Source organism: Myxococcus xanthus (genome assembly GCF_006402735.1).
Taxonomy (GTDB): domain Bacteria; phylum Myxococcota; class Myxococcia; order Myxococcales; family Myxococcaceae; genus Myxococcus; species Myxococcus xanthus_A.
This window is the reverse complement of record NZ_CP017174.1, coordinates 3,682,164-3,698,685: the sequence shown is the minus strand read 5'-3', so window position 1 is coordinate 3,698,685 and position 16,522 is coordinate 3,682,164. Positions and strand designations below refer to the sequence as shown.

15 protein-coding genes are annotated in these 16,522 nt (G+C 68.3%); 9 read left to right on the top strand and 6 right to left on the bottom strand.

The annotated features are described in order from the left end of the window. Positions 1-6 precede the first annotated feature (6 nt). Positions 7-228: a hypothetical protein gene (locus BHS09_RS15655; RefSeq protein WP_140798265.1), complete on the top strand. Its 222-nt coding sequence runs from the start codon at positions 7-9 to the stop codon at positions 226-228. 87 nt (positions 229-315) lie between these two features. On the opposite strand, the gene hflC is transcribed toward BHS09_RS15655, so the two are convergent. Next, positions 316-1,254, bottom strand: a complete 939-nt coding sequence (hflC, locus tag BHS09_RS15650; protein ID WP_140790908.1) for a protease modulator HflC — start codon at positions 1,252-1,254, stop codon at positions 316-318. After that, complete coding sequence (gene hflK, locus BHS09_RS15645) at positions 1,251-2,228, bottom strand: FtsH protease activity modulator HflK (RefSeq protein WP_237080373.1); 978 nt, start codon at positions 2,226-2,228, stop codon at positions 1,251-1,253. Before hflK ends, hflC begins: the two co-directional genes overlap by 4 nt. Positions 2,229-2,473: 245 nt before the next feature. Here hflK and BHS09_RS15640 point away from each other — a divergent pair, with 245 nt between their 5' ends. Together BHS09_RS15640 and BHS09_RS15635 are read left to right on the top strand one after the other, a co-directional pair. Next, the gene (locus tag BHS09_RS15640; RefSeq protein ID WP_140790905.1) at positions 2,474-3,520 is read left to right on the top strand and encodes an NADP-dependent oxidoreductase; all 1,047 of its coding nucleotides are present in this window, start codon (positions 2,474-2,476) and stop codon (positions 3,518-3,520) included. After that, positions 3,517-4,332, top strand: a complete 816-nt coding sequence (locus BHS09_RS15635) for an alpha/beta fold hydrolase (RefSeq protein ID WP_140798264.1) — start codon at positions 3,517-3,519, stop codon at positions 4,330-4,332. The genes BHS09_RS15640 and BHS09_RS15635 overlap by 4 nt, the downstream gene beginning before the upstream one ends. 49 nt (positions 4,333-4,381) lie before the next feature. Here BHS09_RS15635 and BHS09_RS15630 read toward each other — a convergent pair whose 3' ends face one another. Then, positions 4,382-5,326 carry a DUF808 domain-containing protein gene (locus tag BHS09_RS15630; RefSeq protein WP_140790901.1) on the bottom strand — a complete coding sequence of 315 codons (945 nt, stop codon included), beginning with the start codon at positions 5,324-5,326 and terminating at the stop codon, positions 4,382-4,384. A 168-nt stretch (positions 5,327-5,494) separates the two neighbouring features. On the opposite strand from BHS09_RS15630, the gene BHS09_RS15625 reads away from it, so the two are divergent. The 3 genes from BHS09_RS15625 to BHS09_RS15615 all read left to right on the top strand — a co-directional run bounded on the left by BHS09_RS15625 (position 5,495) and on the right by BHS09_RS15615 (position 8,631). After that, positions 5,495-6,334, top strand: coding sequence for a hypothetical protein (locus tag BHS09_RS15625; protein ID WP_237080372.1), 840 nt, complete (start codon positions 5,495-5,497; stop codon positions 6,332-6,334). Positions 6,335-6,426: 92 nt separating this feature from the next. Beyond that, on the top strand, positions 6,427-7,647 hold the full coding sequence (locus tag BHS09_RS15620) for a J domain-containing protein (RefSeq protein WP_237080371.1): 1,221 nt from the start codon (positions 6,427-6,429) through the stop codon (positions 7,645-7,647). A gap of 69 nt (positions 7,648-7,716) precedes the next feature. Then, positions 7,717-8,631, top strand: a complete 915-nt coding sequence (locus BHS09_RS15615) for a hypothetical protein (RefSeq protein WP_140798263.1) — start codon at positions 7,717-7,719, stop codon at positions 8,629-8,631. Between the two features lie 66 nt (positions 8,632-8,697). Here the strand turns inward: BHS09_RS15615 and BHS09_RS15610 are convergent, their stop codons facing one another. Beyond that, on the bottom strand, positions 8,698-9,279 hold the full coding sequence (locus BHS09_RS15610; protein WP_140798262.1) for a sll1863 family stress response protein: 582 nt from the start codon (positions 9,277-9,279) through the stop codon (positions 8,698-8,700). Positions 9,280-9,517: 238 nt separating this feature from the next. Here BHS09_RS15610 and BHS09_RS15605 point away from each other — a divergent pair, with 238 nt between their 5' ends. Further along, positions 9,518-10,249: a DUF7873 family protein gene (locus BHS09_RS15605; RefSeq protein WP_026114162.1), complete on the top strand. Its 732-nt coding sequence runs from the start codon at positions 9,518-9,520 to the stop codon at positions 10,247-10,249. A 474-nt stretch (positions 10,250-10,723) separates the two neighbouring features. Beyond that, a complete protein-coding gene (locus BHS09_RS15600) occupies positions 10,724-12,382 on the top strand; it encodes a M14 family metallopeptidase (protein WP_140790897.1) in 1,659 nt (552 codons plus the stop codon). Between the two features lie 42 nt (positions 12,383-12,424). Here the strand turns inward: BHS09_RS15600 and BHS09_RS15595 are convergent, their stop codons facing one another. Then, the gene (locus BHS09_RS15595; protein WP_237078320.1) at positions 12,425-12,997 is read right to left on the bottom strand and encodes a hypothetical protein; all 573 of its coding nucleotides are present in this window, start codon (positions 12,995-12,997) and stop codon (positions 12,425-12,427) included. A 305-nt stretch (positions 12,998-13,302) separates the two neighbouring features. Beyond that, positions 13,303-14,616: an OmpA family protein gene (locus BHS09_RS40050; RefSeq protein WP_261344620.1), complete on the bottom strand. Its 1,314-nt coding sequence runs from the start codon at positions 14,614-14,616 to the stop codon at positions 13,303-13,305. A 250-nt stretch (positions 14,617-14,866) separates the two neighbouring features. On the opposite strand from BHS09_RS40050, the gene BHS09_RS15585 reads away from it, so the two are divergent. Then, entirely contained in the window at positions 14,867-16,504 is a 1,638-nt protein-coding gene (locus BHS09_RS15585) for a fumarate hydratase (protein ID WP_174258790.1), read from the top strand. The last annotated feature ends 18 nt before the right edge of the window (positions 16,505-16,522 follow it).

The window sequence follows — 16,522 nt, the reverse complement described above, 5'->3', positions numbered from 1 at the left end:
CAGGCCTTGACGCCACTGACGGCCACCATCACTGACTGCGGCGGCATCAGCAGCCCGTTTCCGTACTACACCGACGAAATGATGCTCGGCGATGACATCACGATGACCGCGATGGCTTTCGGCAGATGCACACCGGGAACCGTGGCGCACGTGCGATTCGAGGTCCGCCAGTTCATGGGGGACAGCGTCTCTGACGACATCTATTTCGACTGTCCCTACGTGCCGTAAGCGGCCCAGGCAGTCCAGGCCCTCTCCGTACGGCACGGAAGCGGGGCATCTGCGGCCAGGATGCCGTTGACGCCCCGCCCTTCCCGTCTACTTCTTGGAGCTGCGCAGGTACCGGTAGAACTCGGAGTCGCCGCCCAGGAACAGCGACGTGGAGGCGTCCACGACATCCGGGTAGGCCTCCAGCGTCCGCATGAACTGGTAGAACTCCGGGTCCCGGCCGAAGGCCTCCGCGTAGATTTTCGTCGCCTCGGCGTCCGCCGCGCCGGTGATGTCCTGGGCCTTGCGGTAGGCCGCCGAGCGGATCTCCTTCAAGTCACGCTCACGCTGACCCCGGACCTCCGCCGCGCGGCCCATGCCCTCCGAGCGGGAGCGCTCGGCGATGCGCTTGCGCTCGGAGATCATCCGCTCGAACACCTTTACCTGGACCTCGTCCACGTAGTTGATGCGGCGGATCTGCACGTCGACCAGCTCCACGCCGAACTCCTTGACGATCTCCGCGGCCCGCAGCCGAATCTGGCGAGTGAGCTTGTCCCGGCCCTGGGCGACCTGCTCCAGCGACTCGGCCCGCTCCGATTCGGCGGTGTACTCGTCGTCCTCGAAGGGGCGGTTGGTGGAGCGGACCGCTTCAATCAGCGCGAACGACGCGATGGTGTTGCGCGTCTCACCATCGATGATGTCGTCGAGCCGGGACTGCGCGTTGCGCTCGTCGCGCAGGCGCTGGAAGAAGCGCAGCGGGTCCACGATGCGCCAGCGTCCGAAGGTGTCCACCCAGATGTACTTCTTGTCCTTGGTGGGAATCTGGTTCGGGTCACCGCGCCAGTCCAGCCACCGCTTGTCGAAGCGGTTCACCGTGTCGACAAAGGGCATCTTGAAGTGGAGCCCCGGGTCCACGACGGACGAGCCCTTCGGCTCGCCGAACCGGGTGATGACGGCCTGCTCGTGCTCGCTCAGGGTGTAGGTCGCGGAGAAGCCGACCACGACGACCAGTACGGCCAATACGCCAAGGGGAATGACAAGGCGGCTCATCGGCGGCCCTCCGTCTGGCTCGCGCTCCCGGACACCGCGGGGTCGGTCGCCTGCATGTTCAACAGCGGCGTGAGCCCCTTGACGGACTCATCCAGGACGACCTTCTGCCCGGCGCTCCGGAGCACCTGGCTCACGGTCTCCAGGTACATGCGGCGGCGGGTGACGTCCGGCGCCTTGCGGTACTCCTCGTAGACGCGAGCGAAGCGGTCCGCCTCACCCTTGGCGCGGTTCACACGTTCAATGGCGTAGCCCTCGGCGCTGCGCAGCGCCTCCTCGGCCTCGCCCTTCGCGCGGGGGATGACGCGGTTCAGTTCGGCGTAGGCCTCGTTGATGACGCGCTCCTTCTCCTGGATGGCCTGGTTCACCTCGTTGAAGGACGGCTTCACGGGGTCGGGCGGGTTCACGTCCTGGAGGACCACCTGCTGGATGTCCACGCCCGTCTCGTAGCGGTCCGCCAGGTCCTGGAGCAGCAGCTTGGCCTGGGTGGCCACCGCCTGGCGGCCCGTGGTGAGGACCTCGTTCACCGAGTGGTCTCCCACGACGGCCCGCATCGATGCCTCGGAGATGTCCCGGAGCATGCTCTCCACGTTCTTCACCTTGAAGAGGTACTGGTACGGGTCCTTGATCTTGTACTGGACGATCCACTCCACCACCGCGACGTTGAGGTCACCGGTGAGCATGAGCGACTCGCGCTTCATGTCCGATGACTCCGCCGCATAGGCTGAGCCCGCGCGCGAGCGGGAGGCCTCCGTGCGGAAACCGAACTCTGCCTTGAGCTGACGCTGCACCGGGACCTTCACGATGCGGTCCACCCAGAAGGGCACCCGGAAATGCGGGCCCGGCTCCACCGTTCCCACGAAGCGCCCCAGCCGGAGGATGACGCCCACTTCGTCCGGCTCCACCTGGGCGTAGCTGGTCATCAGCCCCACCAGCAGGAACAGGCCGAGCACCGCGAACAGGAGGCGGCGCCCCATCCCAGGCCCCAGCTGCCGCCGCAGCTCACGTAGGACGTCTGACGGATCCCGCCCTCGTGGGTCGGAGTTCATGACGCGAGGATTCCATGCCATCCATCCGTCTTCCCCCGTACAGGCTGCTCATGCAAGGGGCTCCATGAGAATTCCAGCCAGCCGGGCACCGTGCGCAGCGCTCACGCGCTTGACCGGTATGGGCACGTCACTTCGATTGACGCTCCACAGCACGGTCATTAGGGAAGCCGCACTTGCCAGGGAGGAATCCGTTGAGTGACCTGACCAACCGACGAATCGTGCTCGCATCCCGGCCCGAAGGCCGGCCCACCCGGGAGAACTTCCGCATCGAGGACGTCTCCGTGCCGGAGCCCGGCGAAGGTGAACTCCTGCTGAAGGTCCAGTACCTGTCGCTGGACCCGTACATGCGAGGCCGGATGAGCACCGCGAAGTCGTACGCCCGTCCTTTGGACCTGGGCGAGGTCATCGTCGGCGGCACCGTCGCCCGCGTCGTCCGCTCCCGGCATCCGGGCTACGCGGAAGGCGACATCGTCCTCTCCTACTCGGGCTGGCAGACCTATTCGCTGTCCAAGGGTGAAGGTCTGCGCAAGCTCGACCCGGCCGCCGCCCCTGTCTCCACCGCGCTGGGCGTGCTCGGCATGCCGGGATTCACCGCCTACTCGGGCCTCTTCACGATTGGACGGCCTCAGCCGGGCGAGACGGTGGTCGTCGCCGCGGCCAGCGGTCCTGTCGGCGCGACGGTGGGGCAGTTGGCCAGGATCAAGGGGGCTCGCGCGGTGGGCATCGCGGGCGGACCGGAGAAGTGCGCGTACGTGCGTGACGAGCTTGGCTTCGACGCGGTCGTGGACCACCGCGCTCCGGACTTCGCCGAGCGTTTGAAGGAAGCCTGCCCCAAGGGCGTGGACGTCTACTTCGAGAACGTGGGCGGCGCGGTCTGGGACGCCGTCTTCCCGCTCCTCAATCCGTTCGCGCGAGTCCCCGTCTGCGGCCTCATCGCCTGGTACAACAGCACGGGCCCCTTCGAGGGACCGAACCGGCTGCCCCTCGTCATGCGCGACGTGCTCTCCAAGAGCCTGACGCTGCGAGGCTTCATCCAGTCGGAGTTCGTCAGCCAGCTTCCGGATTTCTACCGGGAGATGGGCGCGTGGGTTCGCGAGGGACGCGTGCGCTACCGCGAGGACATCGTCAACGGGCTCGACAACGCGCCCGAGGCCTTCTTCGGGCTGCTGGAAGGCCGCAACTTCGGCAAGCTCGTGGTGAAGGTGGACGAAACGGCATGACGACCGACACGGCAACGAAGACGTTGGAGGTGGACGGGCAGACGCTCGCCTATCGCGATGTGGGCAGCGCCGGAGAACGGGTGGTCCTCGTGCACAGCGGCGGATTCTCCGGCCGCCAGTGGCGGAAGCTGGGCGACACCCTGGCCACGACCCACCGGGCCGTCATTCCGGACCTGATTGGCTACGGCGGCTCCAGCGAGTGGCCCGCGGGAACGCCCTTCCACTTTCGACAGGACCTGGCGGCGCTGGAGGCCTTGGCGGCGCGACTGGAGCAGCCGGCGCACTTCGTGGGCCACTCCTACGGCGGTTTCCTCGCGATGCAGCTCGCGCTGTCACGTCCCCAGGCGGTGAAGTCGCTGGCCGTCTTCGAGCCGGTGTCTTTCGGCGTGCTCGAACCGGACGACTGGGAAGGGGCGCCCGACCTGCCGTCCACCTTCGAAGGCACCGGCGAGGCCTGGCTGTCCGCGTTCGTGTCGGGATGGAACGGGCCCGGCGCGTGGGACGCGCTCAACGCGGACACGCAGCAGGCCTTCCTCAAGGTGGGCTGGAAGGTCTTCCAGGAGGTCGTCAGCCTCTCGTCGGACAAGACGACGCGTGAGACGTACGCGACGATTGCCGTGCCCACGCTCCTGCTGGGTGGAGAGCGCACGCCCACCTTCGAGCGGCGGGTGCTCGACACGCTGGCCCGGGTGCTGCCTCGCGCGGAGCTGCAAGTGTTCCCAGGCGTGGGCCACATGGGGCCCATTACCCATGCCCGGGATGTGAACGCCGCCATCCTGCGCCACGTCCAGGCCTGGAGCGGACGCGCGTGAAGCGCCGCCTGCGTGCCCGGAGCACCCGGGCACGCAGGGGCGACCTGGCTCAGCTCGGCTTGGCCCGCACCGACTGGACGGCCCGCGTGGCGCCCATCACCAGCAGCACGATGAGGCCACCCGCGATGATGCCGACCACCGCGTCCATCAGCGACGGCACGAGCGCGCCCAGCAGTCCGCCAACGCCTGGCACCGCCGCAGCCGCGGCGCCCGCGTGCCCGATGAAGTGATGCAGGGGCGCGATGCCGTGCGTGAGGATGCCGCCGCCCACCATGAACATGGCGGCCGTGCCCACGATGCCGAGCCCCTTCATCAGGTACGGCGCGGTGGCCAGGATGCCCCGGCCCAGGCTCCGCTTGAACCCGCCCTCCGCCTGCATCAGGTAGAGGCCCGCGTCGTCGAGCTTCACGATGCCCGCGACCAGGCCGTACACGCCCACCGTCATGAGGATGGCGATGCCCGTCAGCACCGCGACCTGCATCCCGAAGGACGCGGCGGTGAGCGTTCCGAGCGAGATGACGACGATTTCGGCGGACAAGATGAAGTCGGTGCGGATGGCGCCCTTGATCTTGTCCTTCTCCATGGCGACCAGGTCCACCGACGGGTCCGCCACCGCATTGACGCGCTCCTGCTTCTGCGCCGCCTGCTCCTCCTTGCCGTGCAGGAACTTGTGGGCCACCTTCTCGAAGCCCTCGAAGCACAGGAAGGCGCCCCCCAGCATCAGCAGCGGGGTGATGGCCCAGGGCGCCAGCGCGCTGATGGCCAGCGCCGCGGGCACCAGAATCGCCTTGTTGACCATCGAGCCCTTGGCGACAGCCCAGACGACGGGCAGCTCGCGGTCGGCTTTGACGCCGGAGACCTGCTGGGCATTGAGGGCGAGGTCATCCCCGAGCACGCCAGCGGTCTTCCGGGTCGCGACCTTCGTCATCGCCGCGATGTCGTCCAGCAGGCTGGCAATGTCATCAATCAGGGTGAGGAGGCTGCTTCCGGCCACGTGGATCGTCCTGTTGTAGAGGGCACGGGCGCGTCGCGAAGACGTCCCAAACCCTGGATATAGCCTGGATTAAGCGCGTCCACGCGGCTTCGATAGTCACCTCCCCCGGCTTGTCCCCCACCCCGCCGCCATCCTATTTTCCCTGGATTCACCGAACTGGGTCGTGACATGCGAGCTCGACGCTGCGGGTGGGTTCCCCGGCTGATGCTGGTGTTCCTGGCGGCTGCCTGCGCCCACCCGCCTCCCGCGAGGCAGGCCGGGGACCGGCCCCTTCACGCCTGTGAGTCCCCCGGAGCGCTCTGCTGGGACTTCGAGGAAGGCCGCCTCCCCGACGGCTGGACGCCCTACCGCGACGAGCTCAGCGGCAAGCTGCTCGTGGACGACACCCGCGCGTACCGGGGCCGGTATGCCCTGCATGCCCGTCAGCTCGTTGGCGGCACGGAGGGAAGCCAAGGGGGGCCCAAGAAGACGCTCCGCTTCGAGCTGCCCGCCCACTTCGGCCCGGTGCTGTGGGGCCGCGCCTACATCTACACGTCCCCCGCGCGCCCCATGTCGCACGCGGGCCTCTTCAATGCCCGCTACCCCAGGCCCGGCCAGACGGGTGGAGCCATAGACACGCTCGACTGGTACGAGGTCGCCACTTACCGGCAGCGATACATGTCCATCTGGCACCCACCCGAGCCGCCGGGCTTCCCCGAATGGGTGCAGGTGTCGGACACCCCGCTCGTGCTCGACGAATGGGCGTGTCTGGAATGGCTCTTCGACGGTGCCAATGGCACGCAACCGGAGGCCGCCGAGCCGCGCGTCTGGCTCAATGGCACCGAGCTCCAGTGGCCAGAGACATTCGTCTTCTCCGACCCGCCCACCCAGGAGCGGCCGGTGCGCGAGAAGGTCAGCGACTTCACCGTGCTCGAGGCCGGCGTGTTCCTCTACCAGGGGCTCTCCGTGCCCACCGACTGGTGGATGGACGAGCTCGCCGTGGGCCCGCGGCGCATCGGCTGCGAGTAAGCGCGCTGGACCTGGCCGGCTGAATGGGGCATGCGTGAGGCCCACCCGCCACCCGAGCCCCACCCGGCCCGGCCATCCCGCGAGAGGAGTCCATGCGAGCCTGCCCCTGCTGCAGGGAGGTGCTGACCGCCGGCATCCTGGGCCTGGGCGTCCGCCGCCTCGCGGGAAGCTGCGAGGTTTGCGGCGACACGGTCTGCCAGGTGTGCCTGAGCACGCAGGTCCTGGAGGTCGGTGACTTCCGGCAACGCCCGGTGGCGCCCGGCCACGAGAACCGGAAGGCCCGGGGCCGCGTCTGCCGCGCCTGCTGGTGGGAGCACCTGACGGAGCAAGGCATCAAGCCCCCGTTCCCCGCCCCGCCAGGACAGCGCGAGCGAGCCGCCCACGCGGCGAGGTCATCCTGCCAGCACCCGGACGTCACGCAGGCCATGGGCTTCTGCCCCGGCTGCGGCGACGAAGTCGAATGGAAGGCCGAGCACGGCAACCCCGTCTGCGTGGCGTGCGAGGCACCCTCGCACCCGCTCTTCAATCACTGCTGGGCATGTGGCGAGTCCTTCGACGAGGCCAACGCGCCCGAGCCCGTGGCCCAGGGCTACCGGATCGAGTTCGACTGCGACGCGGATGACTGCACCGGGAAGCTGGCGTGGCTGATGCCCTACTGCCCGTGGTGCGGAGAAACGAAGCACTGGGAGCCCGCGAGCGGCGGCGACCTGGAGTGCACGGAGTGCGAGCACCGCCTGGACCGCGCGTGGGCCCACTGCGTGCGGTGTGGCGAAGAGGCCCCCCTGCCAGACGACTGTCTCCGGTGCGGCCAGGACCTGGATGACGCTCCCTCCGCCGCGCGCTGTGAGTCGTGCCGCAACATCGTGTGTGGGGACTGCTTCGACACACGCGTGGTTCCCTCCGCATCCGGAGAGCCCCAGGAGCGGCTCCTGTGCACCACCTGCGGCGTGGGCTTCGACCGGCCCGCGCCTCCCGCCGAGCCCCCCGAAGAGGAGGAAGCAGCGGAGGCCGAGGAAGCCGACGACGCGGACGACACGCCAGACGTGGAGCCGGAACCGGAACCTCGCACCGAAGCGCCTCGCGCACCTGAACCGGAACCGGTGGCGTCTGCATGGGAGGTGCTGGGAATCACGCCCGGCACTCCGCTCGCGGATGCACGGCGAGCCTATTTGTCGCTGGTGGCCCAGTACCATCCGGACAAGGTCGCGCAGCTCGGCCCCAAACTGCAGGCCCTGGCGCAGGAGGAAACGCGCAGGCTCATCGAAGCTTGGGAGTACGTTCGCAGGAAAACTCCAGGCACAGGCAAAACTTAGTTTCCTGGAAACTCCAACCATGCTCCCGCCGACAACCTCGCGTTGAACGGCCATGACAGGAGCCATGGGATGAAGACGAACAGGATGACGTGGAGCACCGCGCTTGTGTCAGCGGCCATCGTGCTTGGTGCGTGTGGTGGTGCCATCGAGGACACGGAGACGCTCAATCCTGACGCGCTCGAAACCGAGACGTCCGAGCTGAACTCGCCCATCTATGACAGGGCGCGGGCCTTCGCCGCCGCCAATCCCAAGCGGGACGGAGGCACGTGGGACCAGTGGTGTGGTTCGTTGATGTGGCGCTTCGGCCAGTTGCCGGAGTCCTCGGCGCGGCCCTCCGCCATCGAGGCGTTCCGCGCATCACGCATCAGCTCCATGGACCCGACCCAGGCGCCCACGGGTGCGTTTCACTGGTGGGACATTGGCGCGGACGGCCACGTCGGCGCGGACTTGAATGGCGGTGGCGGCACCGTGTTCATGGCCACGCGCAAGCTGGCGCAGTCCTGGGGTGATGCCATCGGCGTCAACAGCGTCCACGGCTATTCGGCCGCGACAGGCGCGCGCTACCTCGGCTGGTCCATGGACTACGCGGGCGGGCACATCGCGGGCGGCGGCGCGCCTCCTCCGACAAGTGGCGGGCTGCCGCAGACGACCACGGAGTACGACGGCATCCCCGGCCCCATCTACTACAAGCGCATCCAGACGGTTGCCCGGCGCGACTACGGCTACACGGGGCCCATTGACGGCGTCACCGGGCCCAACACGGAGAAGGCCCGCGTGCGCATCACCGCGCGCGAGCTGAACCGCCGCGGCGGCCCCCGCACGTCCGCGCAGGAGGACGGCATCCCCGGGAAGGTCTATTGGACGCGCGTCCAGACGGTGGGCCGGAGCTTCGGCTATACGGGCCCCATCGACGGCATCCCCGGCCCCAACACGTACAAGGCCGAGCACAAGATTTGCGGCTACGCGGTGAACCGCGCGTTCTGACGCAGCGTACGCAATCCCCGGCGCGAGGCCGGACCGCCCCCGGTCCGGACCACGTACCGTCCAGGTTCAGGCGCGAGAGGACGGCTGCACGTCCGCGCCCCCCCGAATCTTGTCGGAGCGCTCCCGCAGCTCGCGCCACGAGTCCTCGTAGTCCTTCTTCAGCTTCGACCAGTTCTCGCCGTGGCTGCTCATCAACCGGCGCAGCGCGGACTCCGTGTCATGGAGCGAGCGACGGATGAACTGGAGTTCCTGCCGCGTGAGCCGTGAGTCCTCGGCCCGGGACTGCGTGGCGGACGCCTCCCAACCATCCACCTGCGCGCCAAGCGCTCGAAGCTCCGCCTCCCGCTTGCGCTCGTAGCCGGCACGGACGAGCGCCATCTTGGATTCCATCTCGATGACGGCCTGGTTGGTGTCGTCGTAGGACTTCCGGAGCTCGGCCTTGCCCTGGTCGAAGTTCTGCGTCTGCCGCTTGCTCAGCTCATCCAGCTTGATGCGGAACGTGTCGAAGACGCGGCGAATGCCGGACATGTCCTTGAGCTCGTCGCTAGCCTGGCGGACGTCTGCCTGCGCCTCCGTTTCGGCAATCCGGGCGTCGAGCCTCCGCTTCTCCGCATCCATCTGCTTCACGTAGGCCTCTTGCTCCGTCATGACGCGTGTCTCCTTCCGCGCGACCTTCCGGGCGCGGCGCTGTGCTGACGTCATGCATGAGGGCTCACCCCCATGGACGCACACACTGCGACGGACGAGGCCCAGGCGTCCGGATCCCCGGGCCAGCTGCGGACGGAGCGCACTCCCGGCGGCGAGCTGACTCCTCTTGAGTCCCCCCTACAGGCCTGAATCCCACATGGCATGTCAGGGCGAGACGCCAAGCTGCGTCAGGGGCGTCATGCCGAAGCTGAACCAGATCATCGCCGTCGAGAAGGGCGTCAAGAACCGCTCCCAGCAAGAGCTGACCCAGGCCCATCACGACCTCCAGAAGCCGCAGTTGCTCAGCGGCATCTCCCGCACGTATCAGCCCCGCGACGAGGAGGGTGAGCGCTTCCCCCCCGAATCCACCCGCGTGCAGGTACGAACGCAAGACGTCCTCAAGAAGACGCAAGAGATTCTCACCCGGCTCTTCGACGTCACCGCCACCAAGGACCTCACCAACTGTCACGCGAAGGCGGACGTGCGCGTGGATGGCCGGGTCCTGCTGAAGGGTGTTCCCGCCACCTATCTTCTCTTCCTCGAGAAGCAGCTCGTGGACCTTCACACCTTCGTGAAGAAGCTGCCCACACTGGACCCGTCGGAGTCGTGGGTTCCCGACCCGGCGCAGGGCCTGTGGGCCACCGAGCCCGTGCAGACGGCGAAGACGAAGAAGGTTCCCCGCAACCACGTGAAGTCCGAGGCCACCGAGAAGCACCCGGCCCAGGTGGAGGTCTATTACGAGGACATCGTCGTCGGTTACTGGAAGACGGTGAAGTTCTCGGGGGCGCTCCCCGCCACGCGCATGAATGACCTGCTGGAGCGCGTGGAGAAATTGCAGCAGGCCGTCAAGTTCGCCCGCGAAGAGGCGAACGCCGTCGAGGTGGAGGAAATGAAGGCCGGCGAGGCCCTCCTCGGCTACCTGTTCGGCTAGGCTCACGGCCGCAGACCTTTTGGAGTCCAGACTCAAACTCAGCAGCAGCCTCACGCCGAGCGTTCTCCGGCCGTCCCCAGTGCAGGTTCGAGCCCTGCCCCCGCCATTCAGCACCACCTGCGGCGGGGTAGCCCAATCACGGTAGAGGCAGGCGGCATCACGAGCGCGCGAAGCACCCCAAACTCAAATTCTCACTCCAGACTCAGCATTCGCTGTCGCAGGCCCGATCAACCGTTCCCGCCCCCTCCCTCGTGATGCTGGTGCAATTCCAGCCCGCCGCTCCATTTCCCCTTGCGCGGCGGTCGTTCAATCGCAGGACCCGAGGTCTCAACCGCAGGCAGGAACTTAAACGTGCGGGTCTCATCCATGGCAGCACCCCGAGCCCGGGCAGGAGGACACCCTGCTCGGGCTCACTCTTTTCCAGCGGCGCGGCGGGACTTGACGCGCCTGGGCGGGAGCGCTCGGATGCGCCCCATGAACCGGCTGCTGACCCGCGCTGAAGCGTCGAACTACACGCAAACGTCCCTTCACTCCGACGTGCTGGCCTTCGTGGACGAGCTCTGCCGCCGCACGAAGCTCGCCCGCAGGGTGGACTTCGGCCAGAGCGGCGAAGGCCAGCCCCTGGTGGCCCTGGTGGTGAGCGACCGCGGCTGCTTCACGCCCGAGCAGGCGCGCAAGCAGAAGAAGGTCGTGGTGATGGTGGAGGCCAACATCCACGCGGGCGAAGTCGAAGGCAAGGAGGCCCTGCTCGCGCTCGCGCGGGACCTCACGCTCACCCGGCTCGGGCAGACGCTGCTCGACAAGGTGTGCCTGGTGCTGGTGCCCAACTTCAACCCCGACGGCAACGACCGCATCAGCCCGAACAACCGGAAGCTCAACCTCAAGGACCTCGAGGGACAGGTGAACCCCGAGGGCGGCGTGGGCACCCGCTACACGGGCGAAGGCTGGAACCTCAACCGGGACAGCACGAAGCAGGAGGCCCCGGAGACGCGCGCCATGGCCGCGCTGCACCAGACCTGGTGGCCCCATGTCTTCATCGACTGCCACACCACGGACGGCAGCATCCACGCCTTTGACCTGACGTTCGACACGTCCCATTCGAACGAGCCGCTCTTCTCCAAGCTTCGCGCCTACAACCGGGGCATGTTGGAGCGCGTCGCCAAGGCCGTGCAGGGCCGCCATGGCTTCGACAGCTTCTGGTACGGCAACTACAAGGACGAAGGCGATCCGCGCTCGGGCTGGCACACGTACCCGGCGCTGCCGCGCTTTGGCAGCCACTACCGGGGCCTGCTCGGCCGGCTGGACGTGCTGCTGGAGACGTACAGCTACATCGACTTCCCGCGCCGCTGCGCGGTGATGCGCGCGTGGCTGCTGGAGCTCTTCCGCGACGCGGCCCGGAACGCCGCCACCTACCGCGCCATCACCGACGAGACGCAGGCGGACATCATCGCGCGGGGCAAGTCTCCCGACGTGGAGGCGCTCGTCGGCATCAACTACGGCGTGGCCACGCGCGATGACAAGGGAGCCCTGGCCTTCGAGTACCCCGCATACGCACGGCCCGGGGACACGGCGAACATCCTCGCGTTCGACGAGGCGAGCATCGCCGCGCGGCGCTACCCCGGAAAGCGCAAGCGCACCTACGCGATGCCGCACCACCGGACCTTCGTTCCCACCCAGTCCGTGAGCACCCCCGAGGCCTATCTGGCCCCCCCGGAACTCGCGTCACGGCTGGAGGGCCATGGCATCCAGTTCGAGCGGCTGCCGAAGTCCCGGCCGTTCACGGTGGACAGCTACCGCGTGGCCCGGCGCGAGGAGACGTTCAGCCCCGACGTGGCGGCGAATGTGCCGCCGCCCGGCGAGGCCGAGGTGCCGCTCAGCCAGAAGCCCAAGCCGGTGCGCTTCGAGACGGTCCTCACGGTGGCCCCCGAGCGCACCACGCACGAGTTCCCCGCGGGGACGCTCTACGTGCCCACGGCCCAGCGCGCCGGCACGCTCGCCGTGTACCTGCTGGAGCCCCACTCCGATGATGGCTTCTGCCGCTGGCAGTTTCTCGATGGCGCCATCACCACGGGTGAGCTGTACCCGGTGCACCGCGTGGTGGATTCCGCCACCGCGCCGAAGAAAGCGGAGTAGCCCCACCGCCGGACCTAGCGGGCGGGGCCTTGCGGCAGGCGCTCAATAGCGCCGGCCGGAGGGGCGCCGGTCGTCGCGGACTTCCCGCCGGGTCTGGTTCAGCTCCCGCTCCGCCACCTGGATGAGCTCCAGGATGAGCGTGCGCTTGTAGCTCAAGGCCCCGGGCTGCCGCAGTCCCTCGATTTCGTCGAGCTCACGGGCAATGGCCTTCCGTGTCCGCAGCGCGGCGTGCTCGGCGCGCAGGTCGTTCCGCGCTTCGACTGCGGAGGCACGGCCCCACATGGCCGCCCGGGGACCGCCCCACTGAGCCACGCGCGCATCCCGCCGGGTCCGCCGCGACTGTGCCCTGTCCTTGGACAGCTCCCGCTCGCTCTCCGCCAGTTCGGCACGGAGGAGCTTGCGCAGGCTGACCTCCACGTTCGCCATCTGCCGTTCGCTCCGGCTGCTCCACGCGGCGTCGAAGCGGGACAGCAGCTTCCGCAGGTCCTCCAGGTCGCGGCGGTCATCGCGCAGCTCGCCCCGCTCCACGCGCGTGGGACGGGGGCCGTAACCCTGGGCCTGGGCACTGCCAGTGAGGAGAAGGGCTGCAACCAGCGCGGAAGCGATGCGGTTCATGGGGTGCGTCCTCGTGAGCTCAGGGCCCGCCGTCGTGTTCATGAGGACAGACGCGTGCACCGAGGCTCTATTCAGAACCCATCACCCCGCGGTGGGCCCGCGAACTGTGCCGTATCGAACGCATTTCCCGGCACCTCGTCTCATGTTGGGGATTCCGTTCGGGTGAACCCAAGCCCATCTTGTCGCTCCGCGACGCGCCGCAAGTGCGCGGCCCGAGACTCGGTTGTCGGCGGAGATGGAATCCCCCCCTCCGGTGCCGCGTCCGAACAGCCCGGCAGTCCGCCCTGATGGGCCGACCTGTCCACCTACTCCTTGCGCAGCAGCACGAACTCCACGCGGCGGTTCAGCTCGCGCCCACGAGGCAACAGGTTCGGCGCCTTGGGCCGGGTGTCGCCCAGGCCCACGGTTTCGATGCGCGACGCGTCCAGTCCCGCGTCGACCAGGGCCTTGGCCACGGCTGCGGCGCGGGCTTCGGACAGCGTCTTGCGGGCGGCCGCCGCGGGGCGTTCGCGGTTGTCGGTGTGGCCTTCAATGCGGAGCCGGAGCTTCTCGTCCCGCACGAACATGTCCATCAGCAGGGCCAGTCCCGCGGTCGTTCCCTTGCGTGGCGCGGCCTGCTTCTCCGCGAAGCGCGGCATGCGCGGCAGCTCCACGACCTCATTCTTCAGGCGGACCTTCTGGGACTTCGACACCGGTGCCTTCGCCAGGGTGAAGGACACCGTGGGCACCGCCTCCCGGGAGAGCGTCACCTGTCGCGTCTGCGCCAGGTAGCCCTGGGACAGGACGTCCAGCCGGTACTCCCCGGGCGGCAACAGGACCTCCACCGGCTTGCGCGCCTTGCGGTCCACCATCACCCGCTGCGGCGCCCCGCTGACGGACTTCACGTACACGGTGGCCGCGGCGGGCCGCTTCCCCGCGAGCACCTTCAGCAGCAGCTTCGCGGGCGCCACCGGCCCCTGTTCCGGCGCCTCCACCGTCTTCACCGGCGCGGCCACCACGGGCGGCGACGGCGAGATGGGGGTCGTCACGGGGGGCGGGGGCGGCTTCGCGGGAGCCTGCGCCACCGCGGCCACGGGCGCACCCGCATCCGGCACGTCAGGAATGGCCACGTCCGCCATGGCGGCCGTCATCTCCGCCTTCACGTCATGGGACAGCTTCAGCTTCAGCCGGGGGTCCGGCGCGGTGGGGTTGATGGCGGGCAGCACCCGCACCCGCGCCCGCAGGCCGCGCTGCACCTGCACCGTCACCGACGCCGTCAGCTTCCAGAGGAAGCCGCTCTCCTCACTGAAGAGGTTCCAGGACTCGTTGGCGTAGGTGACGTGCGAGACGAGCGTGTAGGAGCCTTCCTCCACCGTGAGCACCGCGAGCCGGTGCAGCCCGGGGCCGTTGAGCTTGTCCAGGCCGGGGATGGCCAGGGGCTGGCCGTTGACGAGGAAGTCCGCCTCCACCAGCTTGTAGCCGCGCGACGTGCCCGCTCCGGGAAGGCCCTCGAAGGAGATGACGATCTCCGGCGGCGGCGTCTTCACCATCTCCTGGAGCTGACGGTCCAGGTCCTCGCGCGCCCGCTGCTCCACGGCGGACGGCTCCGCCGCGCGCGCGGAGGCGGCGAGCAGGGCCATGAAAACAAGAAGGGGAACTTGAACGGAGATGGCGGCCACGGGGGCTCACAGCATCGCACAACCTGGCGGCTCCGCGAGTTGTCCGCCACCCGGGCTGACGACCAGCCAACCCTCGCCCACCTTCCCTCCTCTATCCATGTATCAGGCTGTATCTGGAGTGAAGGGACTTGTAGCTCCCATGCTGGGAGGTTTTCTCGCGCCACGAGTTCCAGCTACCCACGAGGGCCGCATCAGCGCTACGCCTACGGGTATGACCGACTTCCAGTTCCAGGACATGCTGCCGCTGGGCAAGGACGAGACGCCATACCGGCTGCTCTCCAAGGACCACGTCTCCACCTTCGAAGCCGGCGGCCGCACCTTCCTCCAGGTCGCGCCCGAGGCGCTCACCCTGCTCACCCGCGAGGCCATGCGCGACATCGCGCACCTGCTGCGCCCCGGACACCTGAAGCAGCTCTCCCACATCCTCGAGGACCCCGAGGCGTCGTCCAACGACCGCTTCGTGGCGCTGGAGCTGCTGAAGAACGCCAACATCGCCGCCGGCGGCGTGCTGCCCTCCTGCCAGGACACGGGCACCGCCATCGTCATGGGCAAGAAGGGCCAGTACGTCATCACCGGCGGCAATGACGAGGAGGCCATCTCCCGCGGCGTGTTCGAGACGTACCAGACGTCGAACCTGCGCTACTCCCAGATGGCGCCGCTGGACATGTACAAAGAGGTCAACACCGGCAACAACCTGCCCGCGCAGATCGAGCTCTACGCGACGGACGGTGACGCCTACAAGTTCCTCTTCATGGCGAAGGGCGGCGGCTCCGCCAACAAGAGCTACCTGTTCCAGGAGACGAAGGCGCTGCTCAATCCGCAGAGCCTGCTGAACTTCGTGGACGCGAAGATCCGCTCGCTGGGCACCGCGGCCTGTCCGCCGTACCACCTGGCCATCGTCATTGGTGGCACCTCCGCCGAATACGCGCTGAAGACGGCCAAGTACGCCTCCGCGCGCTACCTGGATTCGCTCCCCACCGAGGGCAACAAGCTGGGCCGCGGCTTCCGCGACGTGGCGCTGGAGCAGGAGATCCTCAAGCTCACACAGCGCACCGGCATTGGCGCGCAGTTCGGCGGCAAGTACTTCTGCCACGACGTGCGCGTCATCCGCCTGCCCCGCCACGGCGCGTCCTGCCCGGTGGCCATCGCGGTGTCGTGCTCGGCGGACCGGCAGATCCTGGGGAAGATCACCCAGGACGGCATCTTCCTGGAGCAGTTGGAGGCCGACCCGGCGAAGTACCTGCCGGAGACGACGGACGGGGAGCTGGGCGGCGAGGTGGTGAAGATCGACCTCAACCGCCCCATGAGCGAGATTCGCGCAGAGCTGTCGCGCTACCCCATCAAGACGCGCCTGTCGCTCAGCGGCCCCCTGGTGGTGGCGCGCGACATCGCCCACGCGAAGATCAAGGAGGTGCTGGACGCCGGCAACGGCATGCCCCAGTACCTCAAGGACTACATGGTCTACTACGCGGGCCCGGCGAAGACGCCGGAAGGCTATGCCTCGGGCTCCTTCGGCCCGACGACGGCCGGCCGCATGGACGCGTACGTGGACCAGTTCCAGGCCGCGGGCGGCAGCTTCGTGATGCTGGCCAAGGGCAACCGCTCCACCGCCGTCACCGAGGCCTGCAAGAAGCACGGTGGCTTCTACCTGGGCTCCATCGGCGGCCCGGCGGCGCGGCTGGCCAAGGACTGCATCACCAAGGTGGAGGTGCTCGAGTACGCCGAGCTGGGCATGGAGGCCGTCTGGAAGATTGAAGTGGTGGACTTCCCGGCCTTCATCGTCGTGGACGACAAGGGCAACGACTTCTTCGCCAACATCAACAAGCCGTCGGCGGCGAAGAAGGCCTGAACGGGAGCCACCCTCCCC